The sequence below is a fragment of the Enterococcus sp. DIV2385 genome (assembly GCF_051711925.1).
Taxonomy (GTDB): Bacteria; Bacillota; Bacilli; order Lactobacillales; family Enterococcaceae; genus Enterococcus; species Enterococcus faecalis.
In genome coordinates this window covers 2069338-2084651 of record NZ_JBIONV010000001.1, presented here as the reverse complement: position 1 = coordinate 2084651, position 15314 = coordinate 2069338, and the positions used below count along the sequence as shown (strand labels likewise).

The 15314-nt window shown below is 38.2% G+C and carries 12 protein-coding genes; 11 read left to right on the top strand and 1 reads right to left on the bottom strand.

Translation table 11 applies throughout. The features are described from left to right. Window positions 1-163: 163 nt before the first annotated feature. The gene (locus IGM04_RS10055; protein ID WP_002381503.1) at window positions 164-802 is read right to left on the bottom strand and encodes a helix-turn-helix transcriptional regulator; all 639 of its coding nucleotides are present in this window, start codon (window positions 800-802) and stop codon (window positions 164-166) included. Window positions 803-1205: 403 nt separating this feature from the next. Between IGM04_RS10055 and ssnA the strand changes: the two genes are divergently transcribed. From ssnA to IGM04_RS10000, 11 genes are all read left to right on the top strand, one after another. Next, on the top strand, window positions 1206-2540 hold the full coding sequence (gene ssnA / locus IGM04_RS10050) for a putative aminohydrolase SsnA (RefSeq protein ID WP_086318030.1): 1335 nt from the start codon (window positions 1206-1208) through the stop codon (window positions 2538-2540). Between the two features lie 30 nt (window positions 2541-2570). Beyond that, on the top strand, window positions 2571-5576 hold the full coding sequence (ygfK, locus tag IGM04_RS10045) for a putative selenate reductase subunit YgfK (RefSeq protein WP_002356587.1): 3006 nt from the start codon (window positions 2571-2573) through the stop codon (window positions 5574-5576). 29 nt (window positions 5577-5605) lie between these two features. Further along, the gene (gene hydA, locus IGM04_RS10040) at window positions 5606-6979 is read left to right on the top strand and encodes a dihydropyrimidinase (protein ID WP_002376596.1); all 1374 of its coding nucleotides are present in this window, start codon (window positions 5606-5608) and stop codon (window positions 6977-6979) included. Between the two features lie 23 nt (window positions 6980-7002). Then, the gene (gene dpaL, locus IGM04_RS10035; RefSeq protein ID WP_086318031.1) at window positions 7003-8196 is read left to right on the top strand and encodes a diaminopropionate ammonia-lyase; all 1194 of its coding nucleotides are present in this window, start codon (window positions 7003-7005) and stop codon (window positions 8194-8196) included. Continuing rightward, complete coding sequence (locus IGM04_RS10030) at window positions 8187-9512, top strand: YgeY family selenium metabolism-linked hydrolase (protein WP_086318032.1); 1326 nt, start codon at window positions 8187-8189, stop codon at window positions 9510-9512. The genes dpaL and IGM04_RS10030 overlap by 10 nt, the downstream gene beginning before the upstream one ends. A gap of 38 nt (window positions 9513-9550) precedes the next feature. Further along, window positions 9551-10744, top strand: a complete 1194-nt coding sequence (gene ygeW, locus IGM04_RS10025; RefSeq protein ID WP_002359643.1) for a knotted carbamoyltransferase YgeW — start codon at window positions 9551-9553, stop codon at window positions 10742-10744. 240 nt (window positions 10745-10984) lie between these two features. Continuing rightward, window positions 10985-11929, top strand: coding sequence for a carbamate kinase (arcC, locus tag IGM04_RS10020; protein ID WP_002362589.1), 945 nt, complete (start codon window positions 10985-10987; stop codon window positions 11927-11929). 14 nt (window positions 11930-11943) lie between these two features. After that, on the top strand, window positions 11944-12324 hold the full coding sequence (locus IGM04_RS10015; RefSeq protein ID WP_002362244.1) for a RidA family protein: 381 nt from the start codon (window positions 11944-11946) through the stop codon (window positions 12322-12324). 93 nt (window positions 12325-12417) lie between these two features. Next, window positions 12418-13737, top strand: a complete 1320-nt coding sequence (locus tag IGM04_RS10010; RefSeq protein WP_002356594.1) for a nucleobase:cation symporter-2 family protein — start codon at window positions 12418-12420, stop codon at window positions 13735-13737. A 93-nt stretch (window positions 13738-13830) separates the two neighbouring features. After that, window positions 13831-14190, top strand: a complete 360-nt coding sequence (locus tag IGM04_RS10005) for a winged helix-turn-helix domain-containing protein (RefSeq protein WP_002356595.1) — start codon at window positions 13831-13833, stop codon at window positions 14188-14190. Next, window positions 14187-15194 (top strand): XdhC family protein, encoded by a 1008-nt coding sequence (locus IGM04_RS10000; protein WP_002378593.1) that lies wholly within the window; start codon window positions 14187-14189, stop codon window positions 15192-15194. Before IGM04_RS10005 ends, IGM04_RS10000 begins: the two co-directional genes overlap by 4 nt. The last annotated feature ends 120 nt before the right edge of the window (window positions 15195-15314 follow it).

Below are 15314 nucleotides of genomic sequence, written 5' to 3'. Positions count from 1 at the left end.
TAAATTAAACTCAATCTATCATACCATAACTAAAATAAAAAATTAATTCCTTTTACTTTTTCTTACTATTATTTAAAAAGTCTTTTAGAAAAAGTAGAATAGTGAAGAAAAAAAGAGAATAAACGACTTGTCTTAACAACAAATCGTCCATTGATTTCCATTTTTATTTCGCATCAATATAACTGTATAGCGTATATTTAGAAATATTGAAGAAGTTAGAAACTTTGTCCCCAGATTTAGTGACTAAGAAGGCGCCTTTATTATTTAAAAATTGAATACACTTGATTTTATCGTCCTTCGTCATTAATGGGACCGGCTTACCAACTAATTTGACTGATTCGTGAATTAAATCGTCTAACAACTCATTAACATCCTGAGGAATGTAATCAGGGTCTTTATCTTCTTCAGGTTCTGCAGTGGAAATCAAAGATTTTAAGTTCGACTCTGCAGCAATCAATGTAGTGATGTCGTAGTTAATAGCAAAAATACCATCGAGTTGACCATTCTCATCTTTAAAATACATTGTACTAGATTTTAAAATACGACCATCATGGGTGCGGGTCAGATAGTTAATATGATCATTCAACTCACTAGGGTCTTTTTTTAAGGCTTCTAAGACTACTTGAGAAGGTCCATCGCCCAGATGACGAGAAGAGACATGACCATTTTCAATGGAAACAATAGAATTGTTAATATTGTCTTCATTGATTTGGTGGATAACGACTTCGCAGTTTTCCCCAAATTGACCAGCTAAACCTTTAGCAATTTGTGTTAAAAAAGTAAGTTTTTCGTCGGATAACATAAATAAGCTCCTTTCTAATGTGCCTGGCACAAACAGTTTTTATAAGATTGTGTCAAATTTAACATAATATTTTTAAATGGAATAGGCAGGGCTAAATCCTTTAATGTCGCGTACTGCCTGTTCTGAAAAATAATGATAGCATGATAAAAATAATAATACAAGATAACGGCTGTCAAAATTCTAAAAAATATTTTTTAGGTAGCATTGTTTTTTTTAAGGTAAGGTGATATACTTTAATCAAGTTAATGAGTTCGTTAGTAAAAAAATGCAAGCGCTTCAAATGCTTTTCGTAAGGAATGTAGATTAGCAAAGCTAATCAAGCTATATTCGTGAATGATTGAGCGATTGATTTGTAAGCGTTTGCCACTTGTGGGGAATAGGTTGAAAAATAGGAGGAGAATACATGTTATTAATTGGAAATGGGCGTTTAATCACTCGGGATGCGCAGAATCATTTTTTTGAAAATGGGTGTGTGGCGATTGATGGTCAAGTTGTGAAACAAGTCGGAACGACAGAAGAATTAAAACAAGCTTATCCAGAAGCGACATTTATTGATGCTAAAGGTGGAGTGATTATGCCAGGCTTTATTAACATGCACAATCATATTTATAGTACCTTTGCACGTGGGTTAAGTTTAACGAATTATCATCCTAAAAATTTCATGGATATTTTGGTAGATCAATGGTGGCGAATTGATCGTGCCTTGACATTAGAAGACACTTATCAAAGTGGTAAGGTTGCTTATTTAGATAGTATTCGCAACGGCGTTACAACTGTCTTTGATCATCATGCTAGTTACGGAGAAATTACAGGGAGTTTAACCCAATTATCTAATGCAGCGGACGAGTTAGGGATTCGAACCTGCCTTTGTTATGAAGTTTCTGATCGCGATGGTGAGCAGAAAATACAGGAAGCAGTTCAAGAAAATGCCGCCTTTATTAAAGCCAGTTCCTTAAGAAATGATGATATGCAAAAAGCGATGATGGGTATGCATGCAGCATTTACTTTATCAGATGCTTCTTTAGAATTATGTGCAGCCAATACGCCAGATGGGATTGGTTATCATATTCATATTGCAGAGGATTTAGCCGATGTTCATGATTCTTTGAAAAAATATGGGAAGCCGATTGTGAACCGATTATTTGATTTAGGAATTTTAGGAAAACAGACAATGGCAGGCCATTGCATCCATATTGGACCTCATGAGATGGAATTACTAAGAGATACAGACACAATGGTGGTCACGAATCCAGAGTCGAATATGGGGAATGCGGTCGGCTGCCCGCCTGCGATGCGCATGTTTAATGAGTATGGTATTTTGATGGGTCTTGGCACAGATGGTTATACGAATGATGTGACGGAATCTTATAAGGTAGGAAATGTTATCCACAAACATCATTTAGCTGATCCAAATGCGGGTTGGGCAGAAATTCCCACAATGCTGTTTGATAATAATCCGCAAATGGCTAATCGCTATTTTAAAACAAAGCTAGGCGTTTTAGAACCTGATGCAGCAGCAGACGTCATTATTGTTGATTATCATGGCCCGACACCAATGACAAAAGAGAATTATAACATGCACATTTTATTCGGCATGAATGGTGGGATGGTCACTGACACGGTGATTAATGGAGAAATTCGGATGCGTAATCGTGAAGTTCAAGGAATTGATGAAGAGAAAGTTTGGCATGATGCGCAAACGCAAGCACAATCTTTCTGGAAACGAGTAAATCAATAGCTTTCATTATAAATAAAAGGAGTGACGTTAATGAGTGATATTATGCATCCCATCTCAATTGAGGCTTTATTAAATTGGATTTTTAGTGAGTATCAACAAGATGGCACAATTTTTGGCATTCGTAAATTTTATCATGCGGATCCTACAAAAACGATTTCGTTATTTGGAGAAAAAATGGAAACCCCTTGTGGTCCAGCAGCAGGTCCTCATACACAATTAGCACAAAATATTATTGCGGCCTATTTAACAGGTTCTCGTTTTTTTGAAGTTAAGACAGTCCAGATACTGGATGGAGAAGATTTACCTGTGAGTAAACCATGTATCGCAGCAGCAGATGAATGTTACAACGTTGAGTGGTCCACAGAATTGCGCGTTCCCCAAGCTTATGATGAATACGTCAAAGCATGGTTCGTTTTGAAGTTACTTAGTAAAGAGTTCGAGCTAGGTGACCCGAATGGTTTCATTTTTAATATGAGTGTTGGCTATGATTTGGCAGGGATTCAATCACCAAAAATTGATCGTTATATTAACGAAATGCAGAACGCAGAAGGAACGCCGATTTGGGCGGAATGCCAAGCAGCTGCCAAAAAATATCTATCTTATTTTAAAAAAGTAGATGACTTATATATCGAAGCAATTAGTCCTAAAGTCTGTCATTCTATTACGCTGTCGACTTTACACGGTTGTCCATCAGACGAAATTGAACGAATTGCGGCCTATTTATTAAGTGAAAAAGGGCTCCATTCCTTTATTAAATGTAATCCAACCATGTTAGGTTATGAATATGCGCGTCAAACGATGGATGAGCTAGGGTTTGATTATATGGTTTTTGACGATCACCATTTTAAAGAAGATTTACAATTTGAAGAAGCAGTACCGATGTTACAACGTCTACAATTATTAGCCAATAGTAAAAATCTAAGCTTCGGAGTTAAAATTACGAACACTTTCCCGGTAACGATTGCAGCAAATGAATTACCTGGTGATGAAATGTACATGTCAGGACGTTCGCTATTTCCTCTTAGTATTTCATTGGCACAAAAATTATCAGAAGCATTTGATGGGAAACTACAAATTTCTTATTCTGGCGGTGCAGATATTTTCAATAGTAAAGAAATATTTGATGCTGGGATTTGGCCAATCACTATGGCAACGACGCTATTGAAACCTGGTGGCTATCAACGAATGAATCAAGTTGCTAATGTATTAAGCGCAGCAGAATATCCTCAGATGGTTCATGTCAACTTGGATAAATTAGCCCAAGTTGTTGAGAAAGCTAAAACACAAGCGCGTTACCAAAAATCAATTAAATTACCAGAAAGTACCAAACTAAGAAAAACAGTTCCACTAACAGATTGTTATATCGCTCCTTGTCGAAGTGACGGTGGTTGTCCAATCAATCAGGATATTCCTGCTTACCTTCGTTATGTAAGTGAAGGCAATTATTTAAAGGCCTTGCAAGTAATTGTCGATAAAAATCCGTTGCCTTTTATTACTGGAACCATTTGTGCACATCCTTGTATGACTAAATGTACACGTCAATTTTATGAAGAATCTATTCATATTCGGGAAGTGAAGTTAGAAGCAGCTGAACATGCTTATGATGAATTATTGACGACACTAGAAAAGCCACAGCCAAAAGAAAATGCACCTAAAACAGCTGTTGTGGGTGGAGGTCCTGCAGGGATCTCTGCTGGGTATTTATTAGCACGTGAAGGCATGCCTGTTACTGTGTTTGAAAAATCCGAGACAATTGGGGGCGTTTGTAGCCAGATTGTACCAGAATTTCGAATTTCTATGGAATCTGTTCAAAAAGACGTTCAGTTAGCGGAATTTATGGGAGCCGAATTCCGTACAGGACAAGAGGCGCCATCATTGGCGGAATTGAAAAACCAAGGCTATACGAATGTTATTTATGCCATTGGTGCATGGAAACATGGGGTCCTTCGTTTAGAATCTGGTCGAGCATTGAACTCGTTAGAATTTTTAAAAGCAAATCGAGAAAATCCAACGATTAATCCTTACGGAGAACAGATTGTCGTCGTTGGTGGCGGAAATACAGCTATGGACTGTGCTCGTGCAGCCACAACATTACCTGGTGTTAAAAAAGTCTCAGTGGTTTATCGTCGGAATAAACGCAATATGCCAGCAGATGAAGAAGAACTTTATTTAGCCTTAGAAGATGGCGTTGACTTTTTAGAATTACTTTCGCCAATTAAACATGAAAATCAACAATTAACTTGTGAAAAAATGGTCCTAGGTGAACGAGATGCCTCTGGACGCCGTCGACCAATTGGTACAGGAGAAATGATTGATATTCCTGCTGATACAGTGATTGCCGCTGTTGGTGAAAAAGTAGATACAGAATTTTACCAAGCATTAGGCATTCACACAGACAACTATGGGAAAGTCGTTTCAAATCAAGAAACATTGGAAACAAATATACCAGGCGTCTATGTCATTGGTGACGCTAATTTAGGACCAGCTACAATTGTTGAAGCAATCGCTGATGCAACCAAAGCGGCCAATAATATTTGTCTTGTCCACAATCATCACTATGAAAAAGATAATTTAAATAGTGATGTCGCATTTGTTAGAAACAAACGGGGTATCCTTGTGACAGACGAGATGTCTTGTAGTCAAGCTAGTCGTTGCTTAGAATGCTCCACAATTTGTGAATCTTGTATGGATGTCTGTCCAAACCGAGCAAATATTGTTGTGTATGTCGAAGGAAAACCACAAATTGTCCATGTTGATCGGATGTGTAACGAATGTGGTAACTGTGAAACATTTTGCCCTTATGCAAGTGCCCCTTACAAAGACAAATTTACCTTATTTAATAGTGAATCTGATTTTTATGACAGTACTAATTCAGGTTTCTATGTTCAAAATCCTGTGGATAAAATTTGTTTACTGCGTCTATGGGGAACAGTGTCAACGATTCAATTAACAGATCAAGGATTAGATGTACCAGAAGATTTAATTGCATTAATGGTAACTATGATTGAAGAATATGCTTATTGTATGCAAGCATAAAAGGAAATTTACGACTGGGGGATAAATAAATGTCTATTCTGCTCAAAGGTGGAACCGTCGTATCTGCATATAATCGTCGTCAATTGGATATTCGAATTGACGGCGAGCAAATTGTAGAGATGGGGGCAAATTTACCAGTAGAAAATTCTCAGATTGAGGATGTTACGGGGTGTTATGTATTACCAGGCTTTATTGATGCGCATACGCATCTGGAATTAAATAATGGCAAAGGTTCGTTAAGTACGGCGGATAACTTTACCACTGGAAGCCAAGCGGCGGTGGCCAAAGGTACGACTACGGTTATTGATATGGCTACACCTAATAAAGGCGGCTCATTGAAAGACTGTTTAGCTACTTGGAATCAATTGGCTGAAGGCAAGAGTTCATGTGATTATACTTACCATATGTCCATGATTGAATGGAAACCAACGATAGCTGCTGAAATTCAGGAAATGATTGCTGCAGGTATTACTTCCTTCAAAATGTATATGGCTTATGATAATTTGCGAACCACAGATGCGGAAATTTTTGAAGCGATGAAGGAAATAAAAAAAGTTAATGGAATGTTAGGCGTTCATTGTGAAAATGGTGATTTAGTAGATGAATTAATCCAATCATATGTTTCTCAAGGAAAGTTAGCCCCGCACTATCATCCGTTATCAAGACCGGCGGCTGTTGAAGCAGAAGCGGTAGCAAGATATTTGATGATAGCGGAAATGGCTGATTTGCCGGTTAATATTGTGCATTTAAGCACAAAACGATCGTTAGAAGCGGTGGAACGGGCTCGTCAAAGAGGACAATCAGTCTATGTAGAAACTTGCCCTCAATATCTTTTACTAGATGATCACTTGTATGATGCGCCTAATTTTGAAGCAGCAAAATATGTCTGCTCACCGCCACTACGCAAACGAGAGGATCAACAGGCTTTGTGGCAAGGAATTAAAGAGGGGGCAATCAATACAATATCGACAGATCACTGCAGTTTTAATTTTCACGGACAAAAAACAGTTGGCAAAGATGATTTTAGTAAAATTCCCAATGGGATGCCAGGTGTTGAAACGAGACCAGAATTAATTTACACGGAAGGTGTGGCGAAGGGCCGAATCACCTTGGAAAAAATGGTTGCTCTGCTTTCTGAAAATATTGCTAAACAATTCTCGATGTATCCACAAAAAGGTGTGGTGCAAGAAGGCAGTGATGCCGATTTAGTTGTTTGGGATCCTAGAACAACCGGCGTGATTGCTGCGAGAACGCAGTTACAAAATGTCGATTATACGCCGTATGAAGGATTTGAAACACAAGGACAGGCTCGAATGGTTTATTTAAGAGGTCAAAAAGTTGCTGAAGCTGGGCAAGTCATCTTGGCAAATCAAGGAAAATTTGTTTTTCGTAAAGCAACTTAAAAATAGAAGGAGGAGAAGTATTTTTGGAAAAAATTAAATGGACAGTAAATGAAATGCCGAAGACGGAGGATAAGTACTTACCTCTGATGTCTAAAGAAAAAATTGAGAAAGCTTTGGCTTTTCACAAAAGTTTTCCACAGTATTCAGAAACACCATTAGCAGAATTGAATCATATGGCCGCTTATCTGGGGTTAAATGATTTCTTTGTTAAAGATGAATCTTATCGCTTTGGTTTAAATGCTTTTAAAGTCTTAGGTGGTTCGTTTGCCATGGCTAACTATATTGCCGAAAAATTAAAGAAAGATGTTTCGGAACTAACATATGATGAATTAACTTCTGATCAATTACGATCAGCTTTTGGACAAGCTACGTTTTTTACAGCAACTGATGGTAACCATGGACGAGGAGTCGCTTGGGCTGCGAATAAATTAGGCCAAAAATCAGTTGTACTCATGCCGAAGGGTTCAACACAGACGAGAAAAGAAAATATTGAAAAAGAAGGCGCAACCGTCACAATCGAAGAAGTTAATTACGATGAATGTGTGCGAATGGCTAATAAAATGGCCGAAGAAACTGAAAACGGTGTCATGGTTCAAGACACCGCTTGGGACGGATATGAAAAAATTCCGACTTGGATTATGCAAGGATACGGAACGATGGCGTTAGAAGCCTCTCAACAATTAAGAAAATTTGGCTCTGAACGACCTAGTCATGTTTTTGTTCAAGCTGGTGTCGGTAGTTTAGCTGGTGCGGTGATTGGTTATTTTGCTAATGCTTTTCCAGAAAACCCACCGATTATGGTCGTAGTTGAGGCACAGGCGGCTGACTGTTTATATCAATCAGCAATTAAAAAAGACGGAGAAATTCGCTTTGTCGATGGTGATTTACAGACAATTATGGCTGGCCTAGCATGTGGAGAACCTAATACGATTTCTTTTGATATTCTAAAAAATCATACATCCTTCTTTGTTTCAGCACCAGATTGGGTTTCTGAAAAGGGAATGCGTATGTTGGGAGCGCCATTAAAAGGGGATCCGCAAGTTGTATCAGGCGAATCTGGGGCAGTAGCAATGGGCTTAGTAGCTACAGTGATGCAAGATACCGACTATCAAGAATTACGTGAGGCATTGCAACTGGATGAGACGTCAAACGTTTTAATGTTTTCTACCGAAGGGGACACTGATCCAGACAATTATAAAAAAATTTTATGGAGGTAAAAGGAATGGATTTTAATGCAGTAAATGCAGCAGCAGAAGGTTACAGAGAAGATATGGTCAAATTTTTAAGAGACCTTGTCAAAATTCCAGGAGAAAGTGCAGAAGAAGGCAACAAAATTGCGCGAGCAAAAGCCGAAATGGAAAAATTAGGTTTCGATAAAATTGACATTGATCTTCAAGGAAATTTACTTGGTTATATGGGGTCTGGTGAAAAATTAATTGCTTTTGATGGGCACATGGATACTGTCGGAATTGGTGAAATGAGTAACTGGAAATTTGATCCTTACGATGGTTATGAAACAGAAACTGAGATCGGTGGTCGCGGTACATCTGACCAAGAAGGCGGGATTGTTTCGGCTATTTATGGCGCTAAAATCATGAAAGATTTAGGTCTATTATCAGAAAAATATACTGCTTTAGTAACAGTTACTGTCCAAGAAGAAGACTGTGACGGTTTATGCTGGCAATACATTATCAAAGAAGACGGTATCCGTCCAGAATTTGTTGTTTCAACAGAACCAACAGATGGTGGGATTTATCGTGGTCAACGAGGCCGAATGGAAATTAAAGTTGATGTCAAAGGCGTTTCGTGTCATGGCTCAGCTCCAGAACGTGGAGATAATGCCATTTACAAAATGGCGGATATCTTACAAGATGTTCGTGCCTTAAACAACAATGGAGATACAGAAAGCACAGCGATTCGTGGTTTAGTTCGTATGTTAGATCCTAAGTACAATCCAGAGTGGCAAGAAGCCCGTTTCTTAGGTCGTGGTACGGTGACTGTTTCGCAAATTTTCCATTCTTCACCAAGTCGGTGTGCTGTTGCGGATGGCTGTACCGTTTCACTAGACCGTCGAATGACTGCTGGAGAAACTTGGGAAAGTTGTTTAGAAGAAATTCGCAATTTACCAGCTGTTAAAAAATATGGAGATGATGTGACGGTTTCAATGTACAACTATGATCGTCCTTCTTATACTGATTTAACTTATGAAATTGAATGTTATTTCCCAACGTGGGTCATTCCAGAAAATCATGATGTAACAAAAGCCTTGATGGAAACGCATAAAAATCTCTATGGAGAAACACGGAAAGGCTCTGTAGAAACAGTGGAAATGCGTGAAGAACGCCCATTGTTAGATAAGTGGACCTTCTCAACAAATGGCGTTTCAATTATGGGACGTAATGGTATTCCTTGTATTGGTTTCGGGCCAGGGGCGGAAGCACAAGCACATGCACCAAATGAAAAAACTTGGAAAGATGATTTGGTTCGTTGTGCAGCCGTTTATGCGGCATTACCAACGGTCTATTGTGGTTAAGTAAAGGATTATTAGACAAGAAAAAAGGAGCAGATGGAATGGAAACGTTTAAAGAATATATTGAGAAATTAGATAAATTAGAATTTGAAAAAATGTACGAAAATGACTTTTTCCTAACTTGGGAAAAAACAAGAGATGAATTAGAAGCTGTTTTCACAGTTGCCGATACATTACGCTATTTAAGAGAAAATAATATTTCAACTAAAATCTTTGATAGTGGCTTGGGGATTTCTTTATTCCGCGACAACTCTACAAGAACACGTTTTAGTTTCGCTTCAGCGTGTAATCTTTTGGGCTTAGAAGTTCAAGATTTAGACGAAGGAAAAAGTCAAATTTCTCACGGAGAAACTGTTCGTGAGACAGCAAACATGATTTCTTTTATGGCTGATATCATTGGTATTCGTGATGACATGTACATTGGTAAAGGCAATGCTTACATGCACGAAGTATCAGAATCTGTCCAAGAAGGATATAAAGATGGGGTATTGGAACAGCGCCCAACGTTAGTGAATTTACAATGTGATATTGACCATCCGACACAAGCAATGGCAGATGCGCTGCATTTAATTCATGAATTTGGTGGTATTGAAAACCTGAAAGGGAAAAAAGTTGCCATGACTTGGGCGTATTCACCATCTTATGGAAAACCATTATCTGTTCCTCAAGGAATTGTTGGTCTAATGACCCGTTTAGGAATGGATGTCGTCTTAGCACATCCAGAAGGTTATGAAATTATGCCAGAAGTAGAAGAAGTTGCGAAGAAAAATGCGGCAGAATTTGGTGGAAACTTTACTAAAACGAATAGTATGGCAGAAGCATTCAAAGATGCGGATGTTGTTTATCCGAAAAGCTGGGCACCTTTTGCGGCAATGGAAAAGCGAACTGAATTATATGGCAATGGTGACCAAGCAGGAATTGATCAATTAGAACAAGAATTACTTTCTCAAAATAAAAAGCACAAAGATTGGGAATGTACTGAAGAATTGATGAAAACAACGAAAGACGGCAAAGCTTTGTATATGCATTGTCTACCAGCTGATATTACTGGTGTAAGTTGTGAAGAAGGTGAAGTGGAAGCTTCTGTTTTCGATCGTTATCGGGTCGAACTTTACAAAGAAGCTAGCTACAAACCGTATGTTATTGCGGCTATGATTTTCTTAAGTAAAGTAAAAAATCCGCAAAAAACCTTAACAGACTTAGCGGATAAAGCGACACCAAGAGAAGTAAAATAATGAATTTGGCATGAAGACAGATGCTTTTTCTTTACACAATGAATCATTAGAAGTTGCCTCTTCAACATGAACAAATAAGACCTTCCCAAGTCTATTCATGAATGTGTGATTGTCTCGAGTCAAGAACGCTTAGTCATGTGCGTTGACTTCATGCAACGACAACAGACAGTTAATACGAAAACTCGTTGTGAAAAAGAAAAAGCATCGTCCTTTTTATAAAACAGAAAATGAGGTGAAGCAATGGGCAAACGCGTCGTAGTAGCTTTAGGTGGCAATGCTTTAGGAAATAATTTGACGGAGCAGATGACTGCCGTAAAACAGACCTCCAAAGCGATTGCAGATTTGATTGAAGCAGGATATGAAGTTATTTTATCTCATGGCAATGGTCCTCAAGTGGGGATGATTCAATTAGCTATGGAAGAATTTTCCTTTAATAATCCACAATATCCAGTTGTTCCGTTATCCATGTGCGTAGCCATGAGTCAAAGTTACATTGGCTATGATTTAGAGAATGCGCTACAAGAAGAGTTGCGTCAACGAAATATAAGTAAAGCCGTCACCACCATAGTCACTCAAGTGGTCGTGGATGAAAATGATCCGGCGTTCAAAAAACCAACGAAACCAATTGGTCGGTTCATGACAAAAGAAGAAGCAGAACAATTAGTCAAAGAAAAAAATATACAAGTGATGGAAGATGCTGGCCGTGGTTATCGCCAAGTCGTCGCTTCTCCTAAACCCAAAAATATTGTCGAACTTCTCACGATTCAAACATTGGTTGATGCTGGCCAAACAGTCATTGCTGGCGGCGGTGGTGGCATCCCAGTCATTCAAGAAGGGAACCGACTAAAAGGTGTCAATGCAGTCATCGACAAAGATTTTTGTAGTGAACGACTGGCTGAACAAGTGGATGCTGATCTGCTCGTGATTTTAACAGCAGTTGAAAAAGTTTGTATTAATTTTGGTAAAGAAAATCAAGAAGCCTTAGGGAATGTTTCAACAGAAAAAATGAAACAATATGCGCAAGAAGGTCAGTTTGCTCCAGGTTCAATGTTACCAAAAGTTGAAGCAGCGATTAAGTTTGCTGAATCTAAGCCAGGTCGAAAAACATTGATTACGTTATTAGAAAAAGCCAAAGAAGGATTATCTGGAAAAACAGGGACTTTAATTGAAAATAAAGAATCATAGAATGGAGGAAAACGATGACAAACAAAATGATTAATTCTGCACAGGCACCAGCTGCTGTAGGGCCTTATTCACATTCTGTCTTAGCGGGAAATACGTTGTACATTTCTGGACAACTAGGATTAGATCCGCAATCGGGCGAAATGAAGACTACAGTGGAAGAACAAGCAAAACAAGCTTTTATCAATTTAGGTTCGATTTTAAAAGAGGTCGAGATGACCTATGATAATGTTGTGAAAACAACGGTGTTTTTACAACATATGTCTGATTTTAGCAAAATTAACGAAATCTATGGGAATTACTTTTCAGAAGTTTTGCCTGCACGTTCTTGTGTAGAAGTAGCCAAGTTGCCAAAAGATGGTTTATTTGAAATTGAAGCAGTTGCTGTCAAAGGATAATTTTTAAGATGTTTCTGAGGGAAAAAGGATTGCATTCTTTACAGATTAAGGGGAACAATCCTTTTAGAATAAAAAGAAGAAGGAAACGATCCTATGAATGAAAAAAAAGAGCAAGCATTATTTGAATATGATGCGAAACTATCAATTTCTGAAGCAATTCCGATGGGATTGCAACACGTTGTCGCAGCAGTAGTAGGGATTGTCACACCGGGAATTATGATTGCCAAAGTTTGCCAATTAAGTCCTAGTGATACGACTATTTTGATTCAAACATCATTGATTTTTTCAGCAGTTGCAACGTTAATTCAACTTTTCCCTATTTTTGGAAAAGTGGGTTCACGGTTACCAGTTATGATGGGGGCAAGTTTTGCGTATGTACCGATTTTGATGGCCATCGGAGCTGATTTTGGAATTGCAGCAATTTTTGGTTCCCAATTAGTTGGCAGTATTCTTGTTATTATTGTTGGTTTGTTCATTAAAAAAATCCGTGTGTTGTTTCCGCCTTTAGTAACAGGAACGGTTATTTTAAGTATTGGCCTATCCCTGTTTCCTGTTGCGATTAAGTATATGGCAGGAGGAGCTGGTAGTGCTGATTTTGGTTCAGCCCGGAATTGGTTAGTTGCATTATTAACCTTTGCGATTGTCTTTTACTTCAATTATTTTGCAAAAGGATTTTTGAAGTTATCCGCAATTTTAAACGGAATGGTTATTGGCTATTTGATTTCTTTAGCTTTAGGGATGGTTAGTTTTGAGCCAGTTCAAAATGCTAAAATCGTTCAGGTAATTACCCCGTTTCACTTTGGACTGGATTTTCAATTGGTACCAATCTTTACGCTTGTGGTGATGTTTATTGTTGATGCTGTTCAAGCCATCGGTCAATTTACAGCAACAACGGTTGGGGCAATGGATCGGGATGCAACGGATGAAGAATTATCTGGCGGAATTATGGGGAGTGGTTTCACTAACTTTATTGGCAGTTTATTTGGATCAATCCCAGTGGCAACTTTTGGACAAAATGTTGGTCTGGTTACGGTAACAAAAGTGATTAATAAATATGTTCTGGTTTTCGCTTCAGTTATATTATTAATTGCTGGTTTTGTTCCGAAAGTAGCTGCATTATTAACTACAATTCCTTACGCGGTAATTGGTGGCGCAACGATTTCAGTTTTTGCTTCTATTTCTATGACAGGTATTCGGATGATTGCTTCGCAGGAAATGACTCCTCGAAATACTGGGGTTGTCGGAACAGCTCTAGCATTTGGAATTGGTGTCACATTGTCTACTGGAAGCTTAGCTGGTTTTCCAACTTGGGTAACAACGATTTTCGGTAATTCGGAAGTTATCTTAACCACTTTGGTAGCAGTCCTTTTAAATGTCATTTTAAAACCAAAAAAGCGCGTAGCACTTGAGTGAAGATTGCTTTTTTTGATACGAAAGTGAGTAAGCTTTCGTATCCTTTTTCCCTTACGTTATCTATAAAAAAATGAACGAATAAAGGAGGAGAAGATGTTTACGTATTCCCTAAACTTAAAATTAAAAACAGATCGGAACTTTTTTGGTCCTGGCGTTGTCGAAGTTTTACAAAAAATTCAGCAAACTGGTTCACTAAACTTAGCGGCAAAAGAGATGAAAATGTCTTATAATAAGGCATGGCGGATTGTGCGGGTAGCTGAAGAAGAGCTATCTTTTCCATTAATTATCAAAAGTGTTGGTGGTTGTAATGGTGGCGGGTCAATTGTTACGGACCAAGGAAAAGAATTGATTGATCAATATCTTTTATTTGAGAAAAAAGTGTATCAACAGGTAGAGGCATGCTTTGAAGAAATATTTAAAGAACAGGATGTAGTATCGGAGGAACTGAAATGAGAGAAGTATTTCAGCGTTTGAAACAGGCAATATTGGAAAAGCAAGACACGATGTTATTAACGATTGGTACAAGTTCAGGATCTACACCACGAAGTCAAGGGGCTAGAATGCTGGTTTCCGCCGAAGGTAGAATAGCCGGAACTGTTGGTGGTGGGGCGGTTGAATTTCAGGCTGAACAAGTGGCAAAAAAGCTACTTATTGAGAAAGAAAATGCACAACGTCAATTTATTTTAGCACCGAATAATATTGCTGATTTAGGCATGGTCTGTGGCGGAAATGTCACGATTTTTTTCCATTATCTTTCATGGGAAACGCCATTTTTAAAAGAGTTGTGTGAGTCCATAGAAACGCATTTTCAAAATAATCAACAAGGTTGGTTAATGACTGAACTAGATCAAAACAATTTAGGAAAAGTATCCTTTTATAGTGAAACAGGCGAATTGATTGGTTCCACTTCTTGGGAGGGGGAATTAAGTTTGCTACCTAAAGGTATCCATTGTGTGCAAAAAGAGGAAACAACTTTTTTAACAGAAGCGATCCTCCAAGTAGGGAAAGTGTATATTTTTGGAAGTGGTCATGTCGCACGCGCATTGGTACCTATTTTAAACTATTTATCGTTTTATTGCGTTGTAGTGGACGATCGTCCAGAATTTTTGACGGCACAAGCTTTTCCACAAGCTGAGGAACTACGGGTGATTCCTTTAGAAAATTTAGCTGCGTTTATTGAAATAACGGCGGACGATTATGGTATAGTGATTACCAGAGGACACAATTTTGATTTCATCGTTGCCAAACAGTTATTGGAAACACCAGCCAAATATATTGGTGTGATGGGGAGCAAACACAAAATTGCTTCACAAGTTCGACGGTTAAAAGAGGTCGGTTATACAATGACTGAAATTGAAAGAATTTTCATGCCAATTGGCTTAGATATTGCAGCCGAAACACCAGAAGAGTTAGCGATTAGCATCGCGGGAGAATTAATTCAACAGCGCTATCAATAATGAGGACCTTTAAATTAAACAAAAAACTTTTTTTGCTAAAAAATAATTTTTAGAACGAAGATTTGTGGTATAATCTAGGTGATTGAACACTAAACTATATCAGAAATCGAGGTGCAAGAA